The organism is Flavobacterium sp. GCM10022190 (assembly GCF_042656445.1).
Lineage (GTDB): Bacteria > Bacteroidota > Bacteroidia > Flavobacteriales > Flavobacteriaceae > Flavobacterium > Flavobacterium nitratireducens.
The window spans coordinates 1343523-1363148 of record NZ_JBHSOQ010000001.1; the positions used below are offsets into that span (position 1 = coordinate 1343523).

The 19626-nt window shown below is 31.6% G+C and carries 16 protein-coding genes; 14 read left to right on the forward strand and 2 right to left on the reverse strand.

All coding sequences use genetic code 11. The features are described 5' to 3' along the window. The first annotated feature begins 79 nt into the window (after positions 1-79). From rsgA to kynU, 12 genes are all read left to right on the forward strand, one after another. Complete coding sequence (gene rsgA, locus ACFPTQ_RS05545; protein WP_379774890.1) at positions 80-1057, forward strand: ribosome small subunit-dependent GTPase A; 978 nt, start codon at positions 80-82, stop codon at positions 1055-1057. Next, complete coding sequence (gene dtd, locus ACFPTQ_RS05550) at positions 1057-1509, forward strand: D-aminoacyl-tRNA deacylase (RefSeq protein WP_379774892.1); 453 nt, start codon at positions 1057-1059, stop codon at positions 1507-1509. The genes rsgA and dtd overlap by 1 nt, the downstream gene beginning before the upstream one ends. Before the next feature lie 174 nt (positions 1510-1683). After that, positions 1684-4095 carry an aminotransferase class I/II-fold pyridoxal phosphate-dependent enzyme gene (locus ACFPTQ_RS05555; RefSeq protein WP_379774895.1) on the forward strand — a complete coding sequence of 804 codons (2412 nt, stop codon included), beginning with the start codon at positions 1684-1686 and terminating at the stop codon, positions 4093-4095. Positions 4096-4220: 125 nt separating this feature from the next. Next, positions 4221-4607 (forward strand): hypothetical protein, encoded by a 387-nt coding sequence (locus ACFPTQ_RS05560; RefSeq protein WP_379774898.1) that lies wholly within the window; start codon positions 4221-4223, stop codon positions 4605-4607. Positions 4608-4776: 169 nt separating this feature from the next. Next, on the forward strand, positions 4777-5832 hold the full coding sequence (locus ACFPTQ_RS05565; RefSeq protein ID WP_379774901.1) for a sensor histidine kinase: 1056 nt from the start codon (positions 4777-4779) through the stop codon (positions 5830-5832). Between the two features lie 348 nt (positions 5833-6180). Continuing rightward, positions 6181-8091, forward strand: a complete 1911-nt coding sequence (locus tag ACFPTQ_RS05570; RefSeq protein ID WP_379774904.1) for a DUF3857 domain-containing protein — start codon at positions 6181-6183, stop codon at positions 8089-8091. A 5-nt stretch (positions 8092-8096) separates the two neighbouring features. After that, entirely contained in the window at positions 8097-10112 is a 2016-nt protein-coding gene (locus tag ACFPTQ_RS05575) for a DUF3857 domain-containing protein (protein WP_379774907.1), read from the forward strand. 6 nt (positions 10113-10118) lie between these two features. Further along, positions 10119-12110 (forward strand): DUF3857 domain-containing protein, encoded by a 1992-nt coding sequence (locus ACFPTQ_RS05580; RefSeq protein ID WP_379774910.1) that lies wholly within the window; start codon positions 10119-10121, stop codon positions 12108-12110. Between the two features lies 1 nt (position 12111). Beyond that, complete coding sequence (locus ACFPTQ_RS05585) at positions 12112-12438, forward strand: nucleotide pyrophosphohydrolase (RefSeq protein WP_055094629.1); 327 nt, start codon at positions 12112-12114, stop codon at positions 12436-12438. 113 nt (positions 12439-12551) lie between these two features. Further along, on the forward strand, positions 12552-13781 hold the full coding sequence (gene aroA / locus ACFPTQ_RS05590; RefSeq protein WP_379774912.1) for a 3-phosphoshikimate 1-carboxyvinyltransferase: 1230 nt from the start codon (positions 12552-12554) through the stop codon (positions 13779-13781). A 173-nt stretch (positions 13782-13954) separates the two neighbouring features. Next, complete coding sequence (gene queA / locus ACFPTQ_RS05595) at positions 13955-15004, forward strand: tRNA preQ1(34) S-adenosylmethionine ribosyltransferase-isomerase QueA (protein ID WP_379774914.1); 1050 nt, start codon at positions 13955-13957, stop codon at positions 15002-15004. A gap of 136 nt (positions 15005-15140) precedes the next feature. Then, positions 15141-16418 (forward strand): kynureninase, encoded by a 1278-nt coding sequence (kynU, locus tag ACFPTQ_RS05600; protein ID WP_379774916.1) that lies wholly within the window; start codon positions 15141-15143, stop codon positions 16416-16418. Positions 16419-16477: 59 nt separating this feature from the next. Here the strand turns inward: kynU and yihA are convergent, their stop codons facing one another. Both yihA and ACFPTQ_RS05610 read right to left on the reverse strand, forming a co-directional pair. Beyond that, positions 16478-17098, reverse strand: coding sequence for a ribosome biogenesis GTP-binding protein YihA/YsxC (gene yihA, locus ACFPTQ_RS05605; RefSeq protein WP_379774919.1), 621 nt, complete (start codon positions 17096-17098; stop codon positions 16478-16480). 23 nt (positions 17099-17121) lie between these two features. Continuing rightward, positions 17122-17886 carry an alpha/beta fold hydrolase gene (locus ACFPTQ_RS05610; protein WP_379774922.1) on the reverse strand — a complete coding sequence of 255 codons (765 nt, stop codon included), beginning with the start codon at positions 17884-17886 and terminating at the stop codon, positions 17122-17124. 379 nt (positions 17887-18265) lie between these two features. Between ACFPTQ_RS05610 and mraZ the strand changes: the two genes are divergently transcribed. Then, positions 18266-18736, forward strand: a complete 471-nt coding sequence (gene mraZ / locus ACFPTQ_RS05615; RefSeq protein ID WP_379774925.1) for a division/cell wall cluster transcriptional repressor MraZ — start codon at positions 18266-18268, stop codon at positions 18734-18736. Then, positions 18711-19619 (forward strand): 16S rRNA (cytosine(1402)-N(4))-methyltransferase RsmH, encoded by a 909-nt coding sequence (gene rsmH / locus ACFPTQ_RS05620; RefSeq protein WP_379774927.1) that lies wholly within the window; start codon positions 18711-18713, stop codon positions 19617-19619. The genes mraZ and rsmH overlap by 26 nt, the downstream gene beginning before the upstream one ends. Positions 19620-19626 lie beyond the last annotated feature (7 nt).

The following is a 19626-nucleotide window of genomic DNA, read 5'->3' on the forward strand; positions in this document are numbered from 1 at the left end:
GGGATTTTTTATTTCTGGCAAATGTTAAAAACCTTAAACTTTAGACTTTGAACTTGAAACAAAATTTTATCTTTGTCCCATGACAGGAATCGTTTATAAATCAACAGGGAGCTGGTACACCGTAAAATCCGAAGAAGGAAGTTTTGTGGATTGTAGAATTAAAGGAAAGTTTAGGATGAAAGGTATAAAAAGTACCAATCCTATTGCTGTGGGCGACTATGTCGAATATGAATTAGAAGAATCCAATAATCAAGTAACTGGAGTTATTAATACGATTCAGGATAGAAAGAATTACATTGTAAGGAAATCGGTAAATCTTTCTAAACAAACGCATATTATTGCTTCAAATATAGATATCGTTTTCTTGTTGGTTACCATTAATAATCCGCCAACTACAACAAGTTTTATAGACCGTTTTCTGGTTACTGCTGAAGCTTATGGCATCGAAGCAATTTTAGTTTTTAATAAAATAGATACTTTTGACGAAGCAGCCCTTGACGAACAATTGTTTTTACAATATACTTACGAAAAAATAGGATATAAATGTTTACGTGTTTCTGCTCAGGAACGCAAAGGATTAGATAAACTCATCGAATTAATGAAAGACAGGGTGAGTATGTTTTCAGGGCATTCGGGGGTTGGAAAATCAACTTTGGTGAATGCTATTGAGCCGACTTTAAATTTAAAAACCAAACAAATTTCTGATTCTCATTTGCAAGGACAACATACTACTACTTTTGCTGAAATGTTTGATTTGTCTTTTGGTGCCAAAATTATTGATACTCCAGGTATTCGTGGTTTTGGAGTTGTAGATATGGAAAAAGAAGAAATCAGTGATTATTTTCCAGAGTTCTTCAAATTGAAAAACCAATGTAAGTTTAATAATTGTTTGCACAAAGAAGAACCAAAATGTGCTGTTAAGGAAGCTTTGGAGAATGAAGAAATATCTTGGTCACGCTATAATAGCTATTTGAAATTGTTAGAAGGAGATGATGAAAATTACCGCACTGACATTTACGATGAAGACCGAAAAAATAGCGATAAATCGAGAGGTTAATGAGGGTAGTAATTCAAAGAGTATCTGAAGCATCTGTGACTATTGAAAATAGTAAAGTTGCTTCAATTAATAAAGGTTTAGTTGTTTTAGTGGGTATTGAAGATGCCGATAGCCAAGAGGATATTGATTGGTTAGTGGCTAAAATTATTAAACTCCGCATTTTTGGTGACGAAAATAATATAATGAATTTATCGTTGCAAGATATCGACGGAGATATAATTGTGGTAAGTCAGTTTACACTCCACGCAGCAATCAAAAAAGGAAACAGACCTTCTTATATAAAGGCTTCTAAACCCGAAATAGCGATTCCCTTATATGAAAAATTTGTTTGTGCTTTAGAACATACTCTTGGAAAAAAAGTGCAAACTGGACAATTTGGAGCAGATATGAAAGTCGCATTGATTAATGATGGTCCCGTTACTATTTTGATTGATTCAAAAAATAAAGAATAAAATTTGAACGAAAAAAGCTCCTTTAGGAGCTTTTTTTTGTTATATTAGAAATCACTTTTAGAATGGTATATTCATTCAATACTGTTTTTGCCCCAAAATAGTTTTGTGTTTTTTTTACAGGTAGAGCATGTTGCAAAAGTTGCAATATTTAGGATAATTTAAAAACATTATATTTTGGCAAAAATTAATCACAGTAATTATTTAGACGTAGTTGATAGTGTTTGGTCTTCTGCTAAATCAGATGGGATTATGCATATCAACTCTGAGGAAAAATCTTTTAATGGTGAAAAGTTTACTATTCAGGGCAAAGAATTAATTAATTTTGGCACATGTGGCTATTTAGGATTGGAAACACATCCTGAATTGATTGCAAATTCAATTGCCTTGACTAAGAAGTTTGGTACTCAATTATCCATGTCTAGGGCTTATATTCGTCCAACCTATATTCAAGAGTTAGAAGAACTCATGTCTCAAATATTTGATGGCAATAAAGTAATTTGTTATACTTCGACTTCCAATGCTCATATCTCAGTTATCGCAACAATAATTAAATCAAATGATTTGGTAATACTGGATCAACAGGTGCATTTTAGTGTTCAATTTCCATGTAAAAACACTAAATTACAAGGTACAGAAGTGAAAATGGTTAGGCACTCTGATTATGGAATGTTAGAGGAGATGATACGAGAAAATTACAATAAATTCAATCGTATTTGGTATATGGCAGATGGTGTCTATTCGATGCATGGAGATTTACCAGATACCGATGTTTTAAAAAGCTTATTATGCAAGTATCCTAAATTCCATTTGTATTTTGATGATGCTCATGGAATGAGTTGGAGTGGTAAAAACGGTGCTGGTTATATTTATGATCGATTAGGAGTTAGCGAGCGAATCGTAATCATATCCACTTTGGCTAAAGGTTTTGGATGTGTTGGTGGTACGGCCATTTTAGCTGATTCAGAAATGTATCGAAAAACCGATATTTTTGGAGGGCCATTAAGTTATTCTCATCCCTTGTCTCCTGCTAATGTTGGCGCGGCAATAGCATCGGCTAAAATTCATTTGTCTCAAGATATTTATAAATATCAATCTGAATTAAGAGATTTAATGGATTATATGAATTTGAAATTAGAGGAGAAAAATCTAACTAATATTTCTTCGCCAAATTCACCCATTTATTTCATAGGTGGTGGATTAAACAAAGTGACACGTAATTTTGTTCACCGTATTTTAGAGGAAGGTGTTTATGTTAATACAGCTACTTTTCCTGTTGTTCCTAATGATAAATCTGGATTGCGTTTTACTTTAACTCGTCATAATACAAAATCTGATATTGATTTATTAACAGATTTGTTGGCTTTTCATTTGCCAAAAGCAATAGAAGAGGAAGGTGATACAGTAGAGAGAGTTTATAAGGAATTTGGTTGTGTATTAAGAGAAGAACAAAAAGTTTCAGTAGTAGACCGAATTTCTAATTCAAGTTTAGTTGTTGAAAAACATACAACAATTCATGCCATTGATAGCAACGAGTGGGATTTAATGTTTAAAGATAGGGGGAATATTAGTCATTCAGGATTACAGGCTATGGAAGAAATATTTTCTAATAATGAAAAACCAGAAGAGAATTGGAGTTTTCATTATATTTTGGTCAGAGATGAAAAGGCTAAAATTGTATTAGCAACTTTCTTTACAGGAGCCTTGTATAAAGATGATATGTTGGCACAAGAAAATGTTTCTAAACAAATTGAAGAGGTGAGGAAAACCAATCCCTATTATTTATGTTCTAAAACATTAGCAATGGGGTCTTTGTTTTGTGAAGGAGATTTTGTTTATTTGGATGTTGAACATACTGAGTGGAGAAATGCAACGAATCGTTTGTTTGAATTTGTTTCCAAAGTGAAAAAGGAAATTGATGCCACAGCTGTTATCTTCAGGGATTTTGAGGCAGAACATCCTTTAAACTCAATATTAGAAGATGAAGGCTATGTACAGATGAAAATGCCTAATAGTAATATTGTTAGTCATCCAAAATGGAATTCGAAAGAGGAATTATTGGCGCTTTTAGATTCAAAAAATAATGTTAGAAATATTAATCGCTACGTCTTTAGATATGAACATCAATTTAATGTTACGATAAAAAAAACATTAACAAATTTAGAAGCTGAAAAACATTATCAGTTATTTCTAAATGTTAAGAAAGTTAATTTTGCTTTTAATTTTTTTTCTTTTCCAGTTAAGATTGCAAAAATTATATCTAAATATTCTGATTGGGAGTTTATGGAGTTTCGTCTTAAAGATTCGGATGAATTAATAGCTTGTGTATGGTCTTTTTTAGGGAAAGATCATATTTGTCATCTTATTTTAGGGTTGAATTATGATTATAATGAATCACATCATTTATATAAACAAATTATGTATCGTATGGTGAAAAGAGGAAATGATTTAGAAAAATCTAAAATCTACCTAGGTTTGACAGCTGATTATGAAAAACAAAAATATGGAGCAAAATCAGTAGCTCTTTTGGGTTATATTAAGGTCGATGATATGTATAATTTAGATTTGTTATCTTCGCTGAGCGGTTAAATTTTTATAATAAAGGTTGTTCGTAAAACTTGTAATTTATTTATTTGCGTCCATTGTTTATTCCAGTATTATTAAAGTTTTAGATGTTTAAAATACTGTTGTTATAATTTTAATAAAAAAATAAAATGATAATAAAAGAAGTTGAAAATGATTTTATTAAGTATTGGATAGAAGATGATATTCTCTATTCTGAATTTAAAAAACCTACTATTGGAACTAAAGAAAACTTGAAAGCTTTAATAGATTTGAGACATCAAATATCAGCAGGTGAAAAACAATATTGGTGTTATAATTTCGCTGGTATTAAATCTTATGACAAAGATGCGCGTGATTATGCAGAGAAATATGGGCAAGAATATCTGCATGCTTGTGCTGTTATTTTAAATTCTCATATTACTAAATTCATTCTTAATACTTTTATGACTTTAAAAAAACCAGTAGTCCCTTTAAAAGGTTTTACAACAAAAGAGGATGCTGTAAAGTGGTTGAACGAATTGAAAGAAAAGAAATGATTTAGTTAATTTAAGATAGATTAGTTATTTGTAATCTTTACTTAGCTTTTATTAATTTTTTTTAAATTTTCAATTTCGGCATTGTTGTTTTAAAGATATTTCTTATATTTATAAATCATTAGATGTTTTTAGAAATAAATAATGCCAAGATATTCAATCTGTTGTATTCATGTCTAAACTAGAAAACATATTAGCCCTAGTGCGCTCCATAAACCAAGATGAGTTTCAGGAGCAAATTACTTATGGGGATAGTTTAGATGATGTTTACGAAGAATTGTTGTTTTTGTCTAAAAAAATCGAATCTAAAAAACAGCGAACGGCAGTTATTGTAGAACAAATTTCAAATTGTTTTGCAGGTGATTTTTTTAATTATTTACCTATTTCTGACGCTCATGATGAATTAGATGTATTCTGTATGGGATTTAATACCTATATAGAGGAGTTAAAAGCAGCGATGGTTTCTCAGAAATTATTAGAAAATTTACAAGAGAAATTAGTTGTTGAAAAAGACCGCTCAGAACAGTTAATTCTTAATCGAGATCTTTTTTTAACCTATATTGGGCGTGAAATACGAGAATCACTTCTAACGATATCTAAGGTTACAAATTCTATATCAAAAAACACATTAGATCATAACAGTGTTAATCAATTAGAATATAGTAAGTTAGCAGCTGATATATTGCTGGTAACTATAAATGATTTGTTAGATTTAGCTAAAGTAAAATCGAGTCATTTTATCGCTGCAAACAAACCATTTGGTTTAGATCAATTGATTAACTTTTTAAATATTTCATTTTCGGAGAAATGTATTCAAAAAGAAATTGATTTTAAAGTAACAATAGATAGCGAATTACCTAATATTTTAAACGGTGATTGTATTAGAGTTTCTCAAGTATTGTGGAATAGTATAAGTAATGCAGTTAAATATACCCCAGTAGGAGGAAAAATCAGATTGAAAATTCAACTAGAATTTGAAAGTGATGAAGAATATGTGTTACGATTTATTGTTAAAGATTCAGGAGTTGGAATTTCTGATGATAAATTGAAAGTTATTTTACAAGGTTTTGCTCAACAAGATGGGGATTTATTAAATGATAATGGAAGTTCTATTTTAGGTTTAGCTATTTGTAAAAAAGTTGTCGATTTACTTAATGGAGAAATTAAAGTTAAAAGTAAATTGCAAATTGGAACTAAATTTACTTTTACTTTGCCTTTCAATAAATAGAAATTATAGCTATCAGTAAACAAATCTCTTTTTAATAGTAATCATTTTTTTGGTATTACAATTCTATTTTTTTGGTTTCTTCCTGAATTAGCCATTACTTAATAAAAACTAAACTTCAAATGTATTATTGTAGGTTACGATTCGTTAATTATTTTTTAATGTAAAATAGAGTTTACGAATTGTTTTTTTTTGCTATTTGTGAGATAATATTTCTGTATTCTTTGAATGTTTTGGGTTACTATTAATAATTCTTATTAAAAAAAATAAAATAAAATATTTTTTTGTCTGAAATATTTTATTTTTGTAGGAAAGTATAAAGTCAATTATTTCTATTCTTTCTAAGTTTATATGAGAATTATAACTGTAAAATTCGTTTGTGTTTTATTGTTTTTTGTAATAAAACTTCAAGCCCAAAAAAATCAATATCCTGTTTTACTTATAGCGGATAGTTTAAAGGAAAATGCGAATGCTGTAGTTCGGTTAAATCAAATTGATATCGTTATTTCTTCGCAGAGGAATATGAATGTCAAAAATAAAAGAGTGGTTACGGTTTTTAATGAAGATGGATTGTCTGCAATAGATGCTGTTGAACATTACGATAAAAAAACAACGGTTAAGTCAATCGAGGCAGCTGTTTATGATATTTTTGGTAACGAAATAAAAAGAATTAAACGAAAAGATTTCAGAGATCAAAGTGCTATTAGTGGTAGTACACTTTTTTCAGATTCGCGTTATATTTATCTCGATTTTACACCTACACAGTATCCTTTTACTATAATTTATGATAGTGAAATTGAGACTTCAAATACTGCATTTATTCCTAGTTGGTATCCTATCGATGATTTTTTTGTGAGTGTTCAAGAAAGTGTTTTGAATGTGTCGTTTCCTGATAATCTCGGTTTTAAGAAAAAAGAATGTAATTTCAATGGATTTAATATCAAGAAAATCAATGAGTCTACTACTCAGTTAAGTTATAAAGCTAATGCTATTTCGGCTCAAAAAAAAGAACCTTATTGTAGTGCGACACTTGTTTTTCCAAAATTAATGATGGGATTAGAAAATTTTAGTCTTGAGGGGAAAGAAGGTATTGCAAAATCCTGGAAAGAATTTGGTACCTGGTATTACAATGAAATTTTATCGGGGACCACTGAATTGTCTCCTGAAACAGTTGCAAAAATTAAAGCTTTGGTAGGAAATGAAACAGATCCCGTAAAAAAAGCAAAAATAATTTATGATTTCGTTCAAAAAAAATCAAGATATGTAAGCATACAAGTTGGTATTGGAGGATGGAAACCCATGTTAGCCAGTGATGTTGATCGTTTAGGTTATGGCGATTGTAAAGCATTAACCAATTATACTAGAGCACTTTTGGATGTTGTAGGAGTGCCATCGTATAATACTATTTTATATGGGGATACTTATAAAAGAGATATTGTTTCTGATTTTGTATCGGTACAAGGAAATCACATGATTTTAGCAATACCAAATAATAATGATTATATATGGCTAGAGTGTACGAGTCAAGATGATCCATTTGGTTATCAAGGTAAGTTTACGGATGATAGAGCAGTATTAGTTATAAAACCTACTGGAGGCGAAATTGTTCAAACGAAGATTTATGGTGATACAGGCAATTTGCAAAATAGTAAAGGAACTTATATTATTGATGATAAAGGGAATTTAACGGGTGCGATTAAGATTGCTTCCGAAGGGTCTCAGTACAGTAATAAAGCCAATTTAGAAAATAGTCAGCCTAATGATAAAGAAACACATTATAAAGAATATTGGAGTAATATCAATAATTTAAAGGTGGCTAAAATGAATTTTTCTAATGATAAAGAAAAAATTGAATTTGTTGAAGATGTCGCTATAAACGCATCAAATTATGCTTCTGTTTCTGGAACCAAAATGATTTTTCCTGTAAATGTTTATAACCCGCTTACTACTCAAGTAAAAAGGATTAGAAATCGTAAAAATCCATTTGAAATTCAACGTGGTTATAAAGATGTAGATGAAATTGAAATCGAATTGCCTACTGCTTTCGCAATCGAATTTCTACCTTCTAACTTTGAATTGAATTCAAAATTTGGAGAGTATAAAACCGAAATTACTAAAAAAGATGCAACTCATATAGTCTATAAAAGAACCTTATATGTGCATAAAGGATATTATCCTAGTACCGAGTATGATCAATACCGTCTCTTTATGGAAGAAGTTTCTAGAAATGACAATGCTAAAATTATTCTAACCAAAATTTAATCCCAATGAAATTCAAATTTTTTACTATTACCCTTATCTTATTTTTAACTGTTGGTATTGCTCAAGCTCAAGATTTTAAATTGGGAAAAGTTTCAATTGAAGAATTGAAAGAAAAAATACATCCTAGAGATTCGGCTGCGGCTGCTGCGGTACTTTTTGAAAAAGCAGAAAATAAATTAGTTTACAGTCAAGAACATGGTTTTTTAATAGAATTAGTGGTTAAGGCCAGAATAAAAATTTATAAAAAAGAAGGCTATGATTGGGCTAATAAAAGTGTACGATACTATTTGTCAAATGCATCAAAGGAAAGTGTAATGTTCTCTGATGTTGTAACGTATAACCTTGTAGATGGAAAAATTGAAAAGACGAAGTTAAAAAGTGATGGCGAATTCGATGAAATGATTAATAAATATTGGGGGCAGAAAAAAATTACAATGCCTAATGTAAAAGAAGGTTCGGTAATTGAATACGAATATACTTTGCGTTCACCAAATATCAGTAGCCCTAGAGATTGGTATTTTCAGTCTGATATTCCTGTAAATCGTTCCGAATACATAAACTATATACCCGAATTTTTTGTATTTAATACAAATGTTAAAGGATTTATACAACCAAAAATCACAGTTGAAAAATTAAATAAAAACATTCTCTTGAGTTCTAAAGAGCGTGTAAACAATGGACAAGTAACTTCAACAAACTTTGTAAATGAAAATGTTCCTTATCTTGAAACAAAGACTACCTATGTGGTAGAAAACATGCCAGCGATTAAAGAAGAAGCATTTGTAAATAATATTAGAAATTATACTACTAGTATCGAACAGGAATTATCTATGACTAAGTTCCCTAATTCAATGCCGAAATCATATTCTGCAGATTGGGAATCAGTAGTTAAAACAATTTACGAGTATGAAGATTTTGGTCCTGAATTAAATAAAACAGGTTATTTTGAAGAGGATTTAAAAGCGGTACTTGCTGGTTTGAACTCTCAAGAGGAAAAGATAAATGCAATATTAAATTATGTGAAATCATCTGTAAAATGGAATGAGTATTACGGTTATTCATGTAATGATGGAGTAAGGAAAGCCTATAAAGATAAAACGGGTAATGTAGCCGAAATTAATTTAATGCTAACAGCAATGCTTCGTCATGCTGGATTAAATGCTAATCCAGTTTTAATAAGTACACGTTCTAACGGAATTTCTTTTTTTCCAAATAGAACAGCATTTAATTATGTAATAGCAGCTGTAGAAAATGGAGACCAATTGATTTTATTAGATGGCTCAGATTCTTTTTCTGTTCCTAATGTTTTGCCTTTTAGAGCTTTAAACTGGTTTGGTCGATTAATTAGAAAAGACGGCAGTTCTATTGCTGTTGATTTAATGCCAAAAGAATTGTCAATTGATCAAAAAACCATGAGTTTTTCATTTAATGAAAAAGGAGAAGTGGTAGGGAAAATAAGAAGTCAAAAAACAAAACATAGAGCATCTCTCTTTAGAGAAAATATCAAAGGAGAGAAAGAAGATACTTATTTGGAAAAACTCGAAAATAATAATAATAAAATTGAGATTTCAGAATATTCACGAAATAATGAAAAAGAATTAAACTTACCTGCGGTTGAAAGTTATTCTTTTTTAGGTAATAATTTAATTGAAAACATAGGAGGGAAATTTTACATCGATCCTTTGTTGTTTTTAACCCATAAGCAAAATCCATTTAAACAAGAAAATAGAGAATATCCAGTAGATTATGGTTTCCCATTCCTCGATAAATTAGCCGTTACTATTGATATTCCAGAAGGTTATAAAGTAGAAAGTTTGCCAAAATCGACCACTTTGAAGATGAATGAGGATTTAGGTGTTTTTAAATATTTAATTGGATTAAATGGGAATACCATTCAAGTATCGGTATCGAATCAAATTAATTCATCCTTAGTTTCTGCTGATGATTATGTTAATCTAAAAGCTTATTATCAAAAAATGATAGAAAAGGAAAGTGAGAAAATTATTTTAAGTAAAATATAATACGAAATGAGTTTTAAAAATAAATTTATAACGTTGCTTTTTCTTCTGTTTGCGTTACAGTTTCAAGCGCAAGATTTTAAATTAGGAAAGGTTTCCATTTCTGAACTTCAAGAAAAAGTACATCCTAAGGATTCTTCAGCGGTTGCAGCAATCCTTTATAAAAAAGGAAGAACGTATTTTACCTATGACTATCGCAATGGTTTTGTAATGAACCATGAATTTATCTATAGAATTAAAATTTATAAAAAAGAAGGTTTAGATTGGGGAACTTTTGAAGTTCCTTATTTTATCGGTTATGAAAACATGAACGATGATTACCTTAGTTTTGATGAAGCCGCTACATATAATCTAGAAAATGGTGAAATTGTTAAGACCAAATTAAATAGTGAAAGTAGTTTTAAAACCAAGATTGATGAAAATTGGAAAAAAGCTTCCATTTCATTGCCTAATGTAAAGGAAGGTTCGGTGATTGAATTTAGATATAAACTAAAATCAGAGAATATAGTTTATTTTCCAGTATATGAAATTCAATATGATATCCCAGTAAATTATACAGAATATAAGACGGAAATCCCATCTTATTTTTATTATAAAACAATATTAAAAGGCTACGTTGAGATAAAGAATGATTCAAAAGTTGAAAGAGGATCGATTAATTATGCTGATCAAAACAGCCAAAGTGTATCGGTTAGTTTTCAATCTATTAATAGTACTTATACCGCCAAAGATGTACCTGCTTTAAAAGAAGAACCGTATGTTGATAATTTAAAAAATTACAGAGGTGCCATTTTTAATGAATTAGAAAAAACAGCATTTCCTAATAGTGAGGTTAAAAATTATTCGTCTACTTGGGAAGGTGTCGCTCAAACTGTTTTTAAAAGTAAAGATTTTGGCCCGCAGTTAAAAGAAATCAACCATCTGGTAGAGGATACAAAACTTCTGTTGCAAGGGGTTGATGCTCTAGATGAAAGACTTAAAAAAGTTTTTAAGTTTGTTCAGGAAAAAATGAATTGGGATAAGGAGTATGGTTATTTTACCGAAAAAGGTGTTCTGAAAGCATATCAGGAAAGAACTGGGAATGTAGCCGAAATTAATTTTATTTTAATTTCGATGTTACGATTAGCGGGACTAAAAGCCGATCCTGTATTAGTGAGTACTCTTGAACACGGAATTCCTGTTTTTCCTAGTAGAACCGTTTTTAATTATGTAATTGCAGCTGCTGAGGTTAATGGGGAAAGGATTTTATTGGATGCAACTAATAAGTCAACCTCAATGAATATTTTACCTCCTAATGTGTTAAATTGGACAGGAAGATTGATTAGAGAAGATGGAACTTCCGAAGAAATTAATTTAGTTACTAAGAAGCCCTCTAAGCAAAATTATCATATAAATGTATCAATAGCAGCAGATGGAAAGATTTCAGGTAAATATTTAGAACAAAAAACGGATTATCAAGCTTTAAAATACAGGCTAAATGATGCAGATGCTAATCTTGAAAATTATTTAGAGAAAAAAGAAAATGAACTTGAAGGTATTGAGATAAGTGATTATGTTGTTGAAAATAAAAAAGCTGATTTGTCTAAACCAGTTATTGAAAAGTTTAATTTTACCAGCAATAATCATTGTGAAATAATAAATGGTAAAATGTTTATAGACCCATTATTGTTTTTTGCGGTGACTAAAAATCCTTTTTTGCAGGAAAAAAGAAAGATGCCTATTTATTTTGGGTATCCTAGGCAAGAAAGATATAGTATGTTTTTTGAGATTCCTGAAGGTTATGAGATAGAATCTCTGCCAAAATCATTAAAAATGGCAACCGAGGATAAATCATTAATTTTTTCATTAAATTCAGCTGTTAATGATGGACGTATCCAAATTGTGGTTTCAAATGATATCAATATTACAATTGCGACTGCTGATCTTTATGATGGATTGAAGAGTTTTTGTCAAAAAATAGTAGAACAACAGCAAGAAAAAATAGTGCTTAAAAAAATATAATATGAATCTTAAAAATGCTCAGTTAGACGTTGATACTTGGATAAAAGAACACGGAGTTCGTTATTTTAACGAATTAACCAATATGGCACAACTAACAGAAGAAGTAGGTGAGGTTGCTCGAATTATTGCCCGTCGTTATGGAGAGCAATCAGAAAAAGAAAGTGATAAGAGTAAAGATTTAGGTGAGGAACTAGCTGATGTGGTTTTTGTGGTTTTGTGCTTGGCTAATCAAACAGGAATCGATTTGCAGGCGGCTTTTGATAAAAAAATGGATTTAAAGTCGGTTAGAGATAAAGATCGTCACAAAAACAACGAAAAATTGAAATAATTATTTGTTTCGGATTATGATTTGTGAATTGGGTGTGCTAAATTGCGCCCTCAAATTATTGGTGTTAAATGCCTCAGGCGTTAACTTATAATTCACATCTAATAATCATAAAAATGAATTTACTACTACAAACTACATATTCTAAATTAAATGCTCAAATTGAAGTAACTGGTTCTAAAAGTGAAACGAACAGATTGTTGCTTTTGCAAGCTTTATTTTCTAATATTACTTTAAGTAACACATCTAATTCAGATGATAGCGAAGTCATGCAAATGGCATTGACAGGAAATGAAGAAGTAGTAGATATTCATCATGCTGGAACTGCCATGCGTTTTCTTACGGCTTATTTTGCAGTAAAAGAAGGTCGTGAAGTGATATTGACGGGTTCAAGTAGAATGCAAGAACGTCCTGTGAAAATTCTAGTAGAAGCCTTACGTCAATTAGGTGCTGATATTACTTTCTTAAAAGAAGAAGGTTATCCGCCAATTAAAATCAAAGGACAAAAAATCACGCAATCTAAAGTGACTATGGCGGCTAATGTAAGTAGCCAATATATTTCTGCTTTGTTGTTAGTAGCTCCTAAATTAGAAAATGGAATCGAATTGACTTTAGAAGGAGAAATTACTTCTATTCCTTATATCAAAATGACATTGGCCTTGTTGAACGATTTGAATATTCAAACCAGTTTTGATGGGAATGTAATTAAGGTTTTGCCTCAAAAAGAAGTGGAATCAAAAGTGATGACGGTTGAGTCTGATTGGAGTTCAGCATCTTACTTTTTTAGTTTAGTTGCCTTGTCTGAAGAAGCTGAGATTACTTTGAGTAGTTATAAACAATCAAGTTTACAAGGTGATTCAGCTTTGGTTTCTATTTATAAAGAAATGGGTGTTGAAACACAATTTAATGGAAATACCATTACTTTGACTAAAAATAAAAAGTTCAAACATCAAGATGTAACTTTTGACTTGAACAATACTCCAGATATTGCACAAACTATTGTGGTTACTTGTCTTGGATTAGGAATTGGTTGTCACCTTACAGGTCTTCATACGTTAAAAATAAAAGAAACAGATAGACTTGAAGCGTTGAGAATTGAATTAAGTAAATTAGGAGCTAATATTTCAGTAACAAATGATAGCTTAACATTAATAGCTACTTCTGAAATTAATTCTAATGTAAGAATCGGAACTTACAACGATCATAGAATGGCAATGGCTTTTGCTCCATTAGCTTTAAAAGTGCCAATTATTATCGAAAATGCAGATGTGGTTTCTAAATCTTATCCTGATTTTTGGACTGATATGGAAAAATTAGGGTATAAAGTATCGGATTTAATCGGATAAAAAGATTCTGATTTCCCCTAAATCATTGATGCTTTGAGGATTTGTTGTTTTAATTTTAAATTAAACAGCAAAATACTTGACATCGCCTATTTGACAATCGTATATTTGCAGCCGTTAAAAGTAGAAGCTAAAAAAACTTCTGACTTCTAATGTCTAACTTCTAATTTTTTCAAATGAAATTATCACATTTTAATTTTGACTTACCAAAGGAACTCTTGGCTGAATTTCCAGCAGAAAATAGAGATGAAGCTCGTTTAATGGTAATAGACAGAAAAAAACAAACCATTGAGCACAAAATGTTCAAAGACATTATCGATTATTTTGATGATGGAGATGTAATGATTTTGAACAACACTAAAGTTTTTCCTGCTCGTTTATACGGAAATAAAGAAAAAACAGGAGCAAGAATTGAAGTGTTTTTGCTAAGAGAATTAAATGCTGAGCAACGCCTTTGGGATGTGCTAGTGGATCCTGCTCGTAAAATAAGAATTGGAAACAAATTATATTTTGGTGACGACGATTCATTAGTTGCTGAGGTTATTGATAATACAACTTCTCGTGGAAGAACTTTACGTTTTCTCTATGATGGTTCTTACGAAGAATTTAGAAATAAATTGACAGAACTAGGAGAAACTCCAATCCCAAAATATATTAATAGAGATGTAACTCCTGAAGATGCAGAGCGTTACCAAACTATTTATGCAAAAGAAGAGGGTGCAGTAGCTGCTCCAACAGCTGGTTTGCACTTTTCTAAACACTTGTTAAAAAGATTGGAAATTAAAGGAATTAAATTTGCCGAAGTAACGCTTCACGTAGGTTTAGGAACTTTTAATCCAGTTGAAGTAGAAGATTTATCGAAACACAAAATGGATTCTGAGGAGTTAAAAATTACTCAAGAAGCTTGTGATATCGTAAATGAAGCTAAAGGGAAAAGAAAAAAAGTATGTGCTATCGGAACTACTTCAATGCGTGCTATTGAAAGTTCTGTTTCTTCTCAAAATACTTTAAATCCATACGATGGATGGACGAACAAGTTTATCTTTCCTCCGCACGATTTTAGCGTGGCGAACTGTATGGTAACTAACTTTCACACACCAAAGTCAACTTTGTTGATGATGATTTCTGCTTTTTGTGGGCATGATTTAATGAAAAAAGCTTATGAAGAAGCTATTAAAGAAAAGTATAAATTCTATTCCTACGGTGACGCAATGTTAATTCTATAATCACTACATAAAGGTTAATTCATATAAGAACTCGTCATTTACTGGCGAGTTCTTTGTTTTTTGTACTTTTTGAGTGAATAGGTTTATTGCTCAACTTTCTTTTTTTACTTTTACAAAACAAATCCAAAATGTGACTATGATTTTTGAAAACACGAAATCTTTTGCTCAACAATTAGATGCTCAGGATAGCTTACATAAATACCGAAACGAATTTATTTTTCCTAAAGTTAATGACAAAGAGGTTATTTATTTTACGGGAAATTCATTGGGCTTGCAGCCAAAACGTACTAAAGCTTATGTAGATGAGATAATGAATGACTGGGCTAAACTAGCGGTTGAAGGGCATTTTTATGCCGAAAAACCTTGGTGGGATTATCAAGAGCGTTTTGCAAATCCGTTGAGTAAAATTGTTGGTGCAAAACCATCAGAAGTTACCGTTATGAATACGCTTACGGTTAATTTGCATTTGTTGATGGTTTCTTTTTACCGTCCAACAGCAAAACGCTTTAAGATTATTTGCGAGGAAAAAGCCTTTCCTTCGGATCAATATATGTTTCAAAGTCAGGTTCATTTTCATGGTTTTAAAGCTGAAGAAGCTATTATTGAGATTAAAAGACGTGATGGAGAACATAATATTCGTACGGAAGATGTTATTGCTAAGATTAATGAAGTAGGTGATGAGCTTGCTTTGGTGTTAATTGGCGGAGTAAATTATTATACAGGTCAGGTATTTGATATGCGATCCATTACGGCTGCTGGGCACAAAGTAGGAGCTTATGTGGGTTGGGATCTAGCGCATGCCGCTGGGAATGTTGCGTTAGAATTACACGATTGGAATGTAGATTTTGCGGCTTGGTGTAGTTATAAATATATGAATTCAGGTCCAGGAAATGCTTCAGGATGTTTTGTACATGAAAAACATCACAATAATCCCGATTTACCAAGATTTGCAGGATGGTGGGGACATAATAAAGAGCGACGTTTTAAAATGGAGCCCACTTTTGATCCTGTACTAGGGGCAGATGGTTGGCAATTAAGCAATTTGCCTGTTTTGTCTTTAGCGCCTTATTTGGCTTCTGTTGAAATGTTTGACGAAATAGGTATGGATGCTTTAATTGCCAAGAGAGATAAGATTACCGCTTATTTAGAATTTATTTTGCGTGAAATTGATAAAGAAGTGAGTAGTACTTTTGAAATAATTACGCCAGCTAACCCAGCTGAAAGAGCCTGTCAATTATCTGTTTTCTTGCATGGAGAAGGACGAAGTTTATTTGATTATCTTATGAAAAATGGGGTAATCGTTGATTGGAGAGAACCTAATGTAATTCGTTTAGCGCCAGTGCCTTTGTATTGTTCTTTTGAAGACATGTATGATTTTGGACAAATATTAAAAAAAGGTATTTTAGGGAAATAATAGCGACTTCAGGTCAATAAAAAACTCCATTGAAAAATGGAGTTTTTTATTGCTTTACCTTAAATAGGGCTGTTGTTTTTGAAAATTTCTTGATTAACCTCGTCTATGTATTGTAATAGTTCATCTTTTCCTATTCCTTCTGTTGAAGAAGTTACAAAGTAAGGAGGCATTTCGGCCCAATTGTTTGCAAACATTTGTTTTTTGTATGCTGCAATATGAGCGCTAACTTTTCCTTTGCTGATTTTATCGGCTTTAGTAAAGATAATGCAAAAAGGGATTTCGCTTTCTCCCATGTAGGTCATGAATTCTATATCTATGGCTTGCGCTTCATGGCGAATGTCGATTAATACAAAGACGCAGGCTAATTGTTCCCTTTTTTCAAAATAATCGGTGATGAATTGCTGGAAAACGTTTTTAGTTTTCTTAGAAACCTTAGCATAGCCATATCCGGGTAAATCGACTAAGAACCAGTTTTTGTTAATTAAAAAATGGTTGATAAGTTGTGTCTTTCCTGGTCTGGCTGATGTTTTTGCTAGTTTTTTATGGTTTGTCAACATGTTGATTAATGATGACTTACCCACATTTGACCTGCCGATAAAAGCATATTCAGGCAAGAAGTCTTTAGGACATTTGCTTACATCAGAGTTGCTAATTATAAATTCGGCTGAATTGATTTTCATTGTGTTTTTTTATTTTAAATAGCTTATAAATTGGTTTTTTTAAGCCATTCTTCTAATAGATTGTTGAATTCATCTGGGTGTTCCATCATGGCCGCGTGACCACATTTGTCTATCCAGTATAAGGTTGAATTTGGTAATAATTTGTTGAATTCGGTTGCTACTTCTGGTGGGGTAACTTTATCGTTTTTTCCCCAAATAATACAGGTTTGTACATGCATTTTGGGTAAATCTTTAGCCATATTATGACGGATTGCACTTTTGGCAATGGTCAACGTTTTGATCAATTTGATACGGTCGTTTACAGTTGCGTAAACTTCATCGATTAATTCGGGAGTGGCAATTTTTGGGTCGTAAAATACGTCTTCCGCTTTTTTCTTGATGTATTCGTAGTCGCCTCTTTTTGGATAGCTGTCTCCCATGGCGCTTTCGTAAAGCCCTGAACTACCGGTTATTACTAGTCCGGCTACTTTTTCTGGATACATTTTTGTATGATATAAAGCAATATGACCTCCTAGAGAATTTCCTAGTAAAATGACGCGGTCAAAACCTTTGAAAGTAATAAAATCTTTAACGTATTTGGCAAACGCTTTTACGTTTGTTTTTAGTAAGCTTTGGGTGTAAATAGGTAGGTCTGGAATAACTATTTTGTATCCTTTGTCAGAGAAGTAACTAGCTACACCATCAAAATTACTTAAGCCTCCCATTAAACCGTGTAATATAACAATTGGAGTTCCTTCGCCAGCTTCATAGTAACTGTATCGGCCTTCTTTTTTGTAGTTTTTGTCCATGCTTTTGAATGCGAATTTCAATTTGGGCAAATATAGGATTTAATCAGTTAAAAAGAGTTCATCAATTCGTTTTTTGAGGATAGTAATCTAAAATTTTATTCGTTTTTGGCTTTAGATGAAGTTGAGTTGCTTGAAAATCATCTTCTTTTTTGTTTGGTTTATCTTTTTTTTGTGGAAAATACAAATCATTTTTCCGATTGTTTTTGGGTTTGGGTTTAGGTTGATTGTTCATAAGCATTATTAATGCTAATAATCTGATAGACTAAAAATTAAGGGTTTTGCTTCTGAAGTGGGTAAACTTATCAACAAAGTGGTAGAAAGTGGTAAAAGGTGGTAAAATTTTTTATATTTTTGCTCTGTATCATTTAATCAAACTTTTTTGAACTCAATAGTTGGAACATATGAATGTAAAGTCGATGCTAAAGGAAGGGTTTTGTTGCCTGCACCTTTGAAAAAGCAATTGGCCGCTTCTCTTCAAGACGGATTTGTTTTGAAGCGTTCAGTGTTTCAGCCTTGTTTGGAGTTATATCCAATGGTGGAGTGGAATTTAATGATGCAAAAAATCAACAAGTTAAATCGATTTGTAAAAAAGAATAATGACTTTATCCGCAAGTTTACTGCTGGTGTTAAAGTGGTTGAAATTGATGCTTTGGGTAGATTGTTAGTTCCTAAGGATTTAGTGAGTTTTGCTAGTATTACTAAAGACGTGGTTTTTTCATCTGCAGTTAATATTGTTGAGATTTGGGATAAAGATTTGTATGAAAAGTCGATGGATGACGGTGTTGATTTTGCAGACTTGGCTGAAGAGGTAATGGGTAATATAAATGACGACGACAATGGAATATCATAATCCAGTTTTGCTTAAGGAAACAGTTGATGGTTTAAATATTAAGCCTGATGGTGTATATGTAGATGTGACTTTTGGTGGAGGTGGTCATTCTAGAGAGATATTAAGTCGATTGGGACCTAATGGTAAATTGTTTGCTTTTGATCAAGATGAAGATGCGCTTGCTAATGCACTTCCTGATGAGCGATTTGTGTTGATAAATGAGAATTTTAGATATATCAAGCGTTTTTTACGTTTTTATGGAGCGAGAACTGTTGATGGTATATTAGGCGATTTAGGGGTTTCTTCCCATCAGTTTGATGTGCCTGAAAGGGGTTTTTCTACTCGATTCGATGCAGAATTAGATATGCGAATGAGTCAAAAAAATGATTTGAATGCATACAAGGTTGTGAATGAATATGATGATGCTAATTTAAGACGCGTTTTTTATGATTATGGAGAATTGAAAAATGCTCCAGCCTTATCAAGAACTATAATTGAGGCTAGGCATCATCGACCAATAAAAACTACCGATGAATTTAAGGAAGTGTTAGCTAAATACCTTCCTGAAAAAGTAAGGAATAAAGTATTGGCTCAAATTTATCAAGCCATCCGAATAGAGGTAAATCAAGAGATGGATGTTTTGAAAGAATTTTTAGAACAATCACTAGAAATTCTAAATCCAGGAGGAAGATTAAGTATTATTTCTTATCACTCGTTAGAGGACCGTTTGGTGAAACGATTTATGAAGAACGGTATGTTTGAAGGGGAACCTGAACGTGATTTTTTTGGGAATTATTCAGTTCCTTTTAAATCTATTGGGAAATTAATTGTCCCAAGTGATGCCGAAATTAAAATAAATAACAGGGCCAGAAGTGCTAAATTAAGAGTAGCCGAAAAATTATAATAGCAAT

Excerpts from the sequence above, each read along its gene's own strand:
- rsgA (WP_379774890.1), top strand. The coding sequence starts at position 80 with ATGACAGGAATCGTTTATAAATCAACAGGGAGCTGGTACACCGTAAAA.
- dtd (WP_379774892.1), top strand. The coding sequence starts at position 1,057 with ATGAGGGTAGTAATTCAAAGAGTATCTGAAGCATCTGTGACTATTGAA.
- ACFPTQ_RS05560 (WP_379774898.1), top strand. The coding sequence starts at position 4,221 with ATGATAATAAAAGAAGTTGAAAATGATTTTATTAAGTATTGGATAGAA.
- ACFPTQ_RS05565 (WP_379774901.1), top strand. The coding sequence starts at position 4,777 with ATGTCTAAACTAGAAAACATATTAGCCCTAGTGCGCTCCATAAACCAA.
- ACFPTQ_RS05570 (WP_379774904.1), top strand. The coding sequence starts at position 6,181 with ATGAGAATTATAACTGTAAAATTCGTTTGTGTTTTATTGTTTTTTGTA.
- ACFPTQ_RS05575 (WP_379774907.1), top strand. The coding sequence starts at position 8,097 with ATGAAATTCAAATTTTTTACTATTACCCTTATCTTATTTTTAACTGTT.
- ACFPTQ_RS05580 (WP_379774910.1), top strand. The coding sequence starts at position 10,119 with ATGAGTTTTAAAAATAAATTTATAACGTTGCTTTTTCTTCTGTTTGCG.
- ACFPTQ_RS05585 (WP_055094629.1), top strand. The coding sequence starts at position 12,112 with ATGAATCTTAAAAATGCTCAGTTAGACGTTGATACTTGGATAAAAGAA.
- aroA (WP_379774912.1), top strand. The coding sequence starts at position 12,552 with ATGAATTTACTACTACAAACTACATATTCTAAATTAAATGCTCAAATT.
- queA (WP_379774914.1), top strand. The coding sequence starts at position 13,955 with ATGAAATTATCACATTTTAATTTTGACTTACCAAAGGAACTCTTGGCT.
- kynU (WP_379774916.1), top strand. The coding sequence starts at position 15,141 with ATGATTTTTGAAAACACGAAATCTTTTGCTCAACAATTAGATGCTCAG.
- yihA (WP_379774919.1), bottom strand. The coding sequence starts at position 17,098 with ATGAAAATCAATTCAGCCGAATTTATAATTAGCAACTCTGATGTAAGC.
- ACFPTQ_RS05610 (WP_379774922.1), bottom strand. The coding sequence starts at position 17,886 with ATGGACAAAAACTACAAAAAAGAAGGCCGATACAGTTACTATGAAGCT.
- rsmH (WP_379774927.1), top strand. The coding sequence starts at position 18,711 with ATGACGACGACAATGGAATATCATAATCCAGTTTTGCTTAAGGAAACA.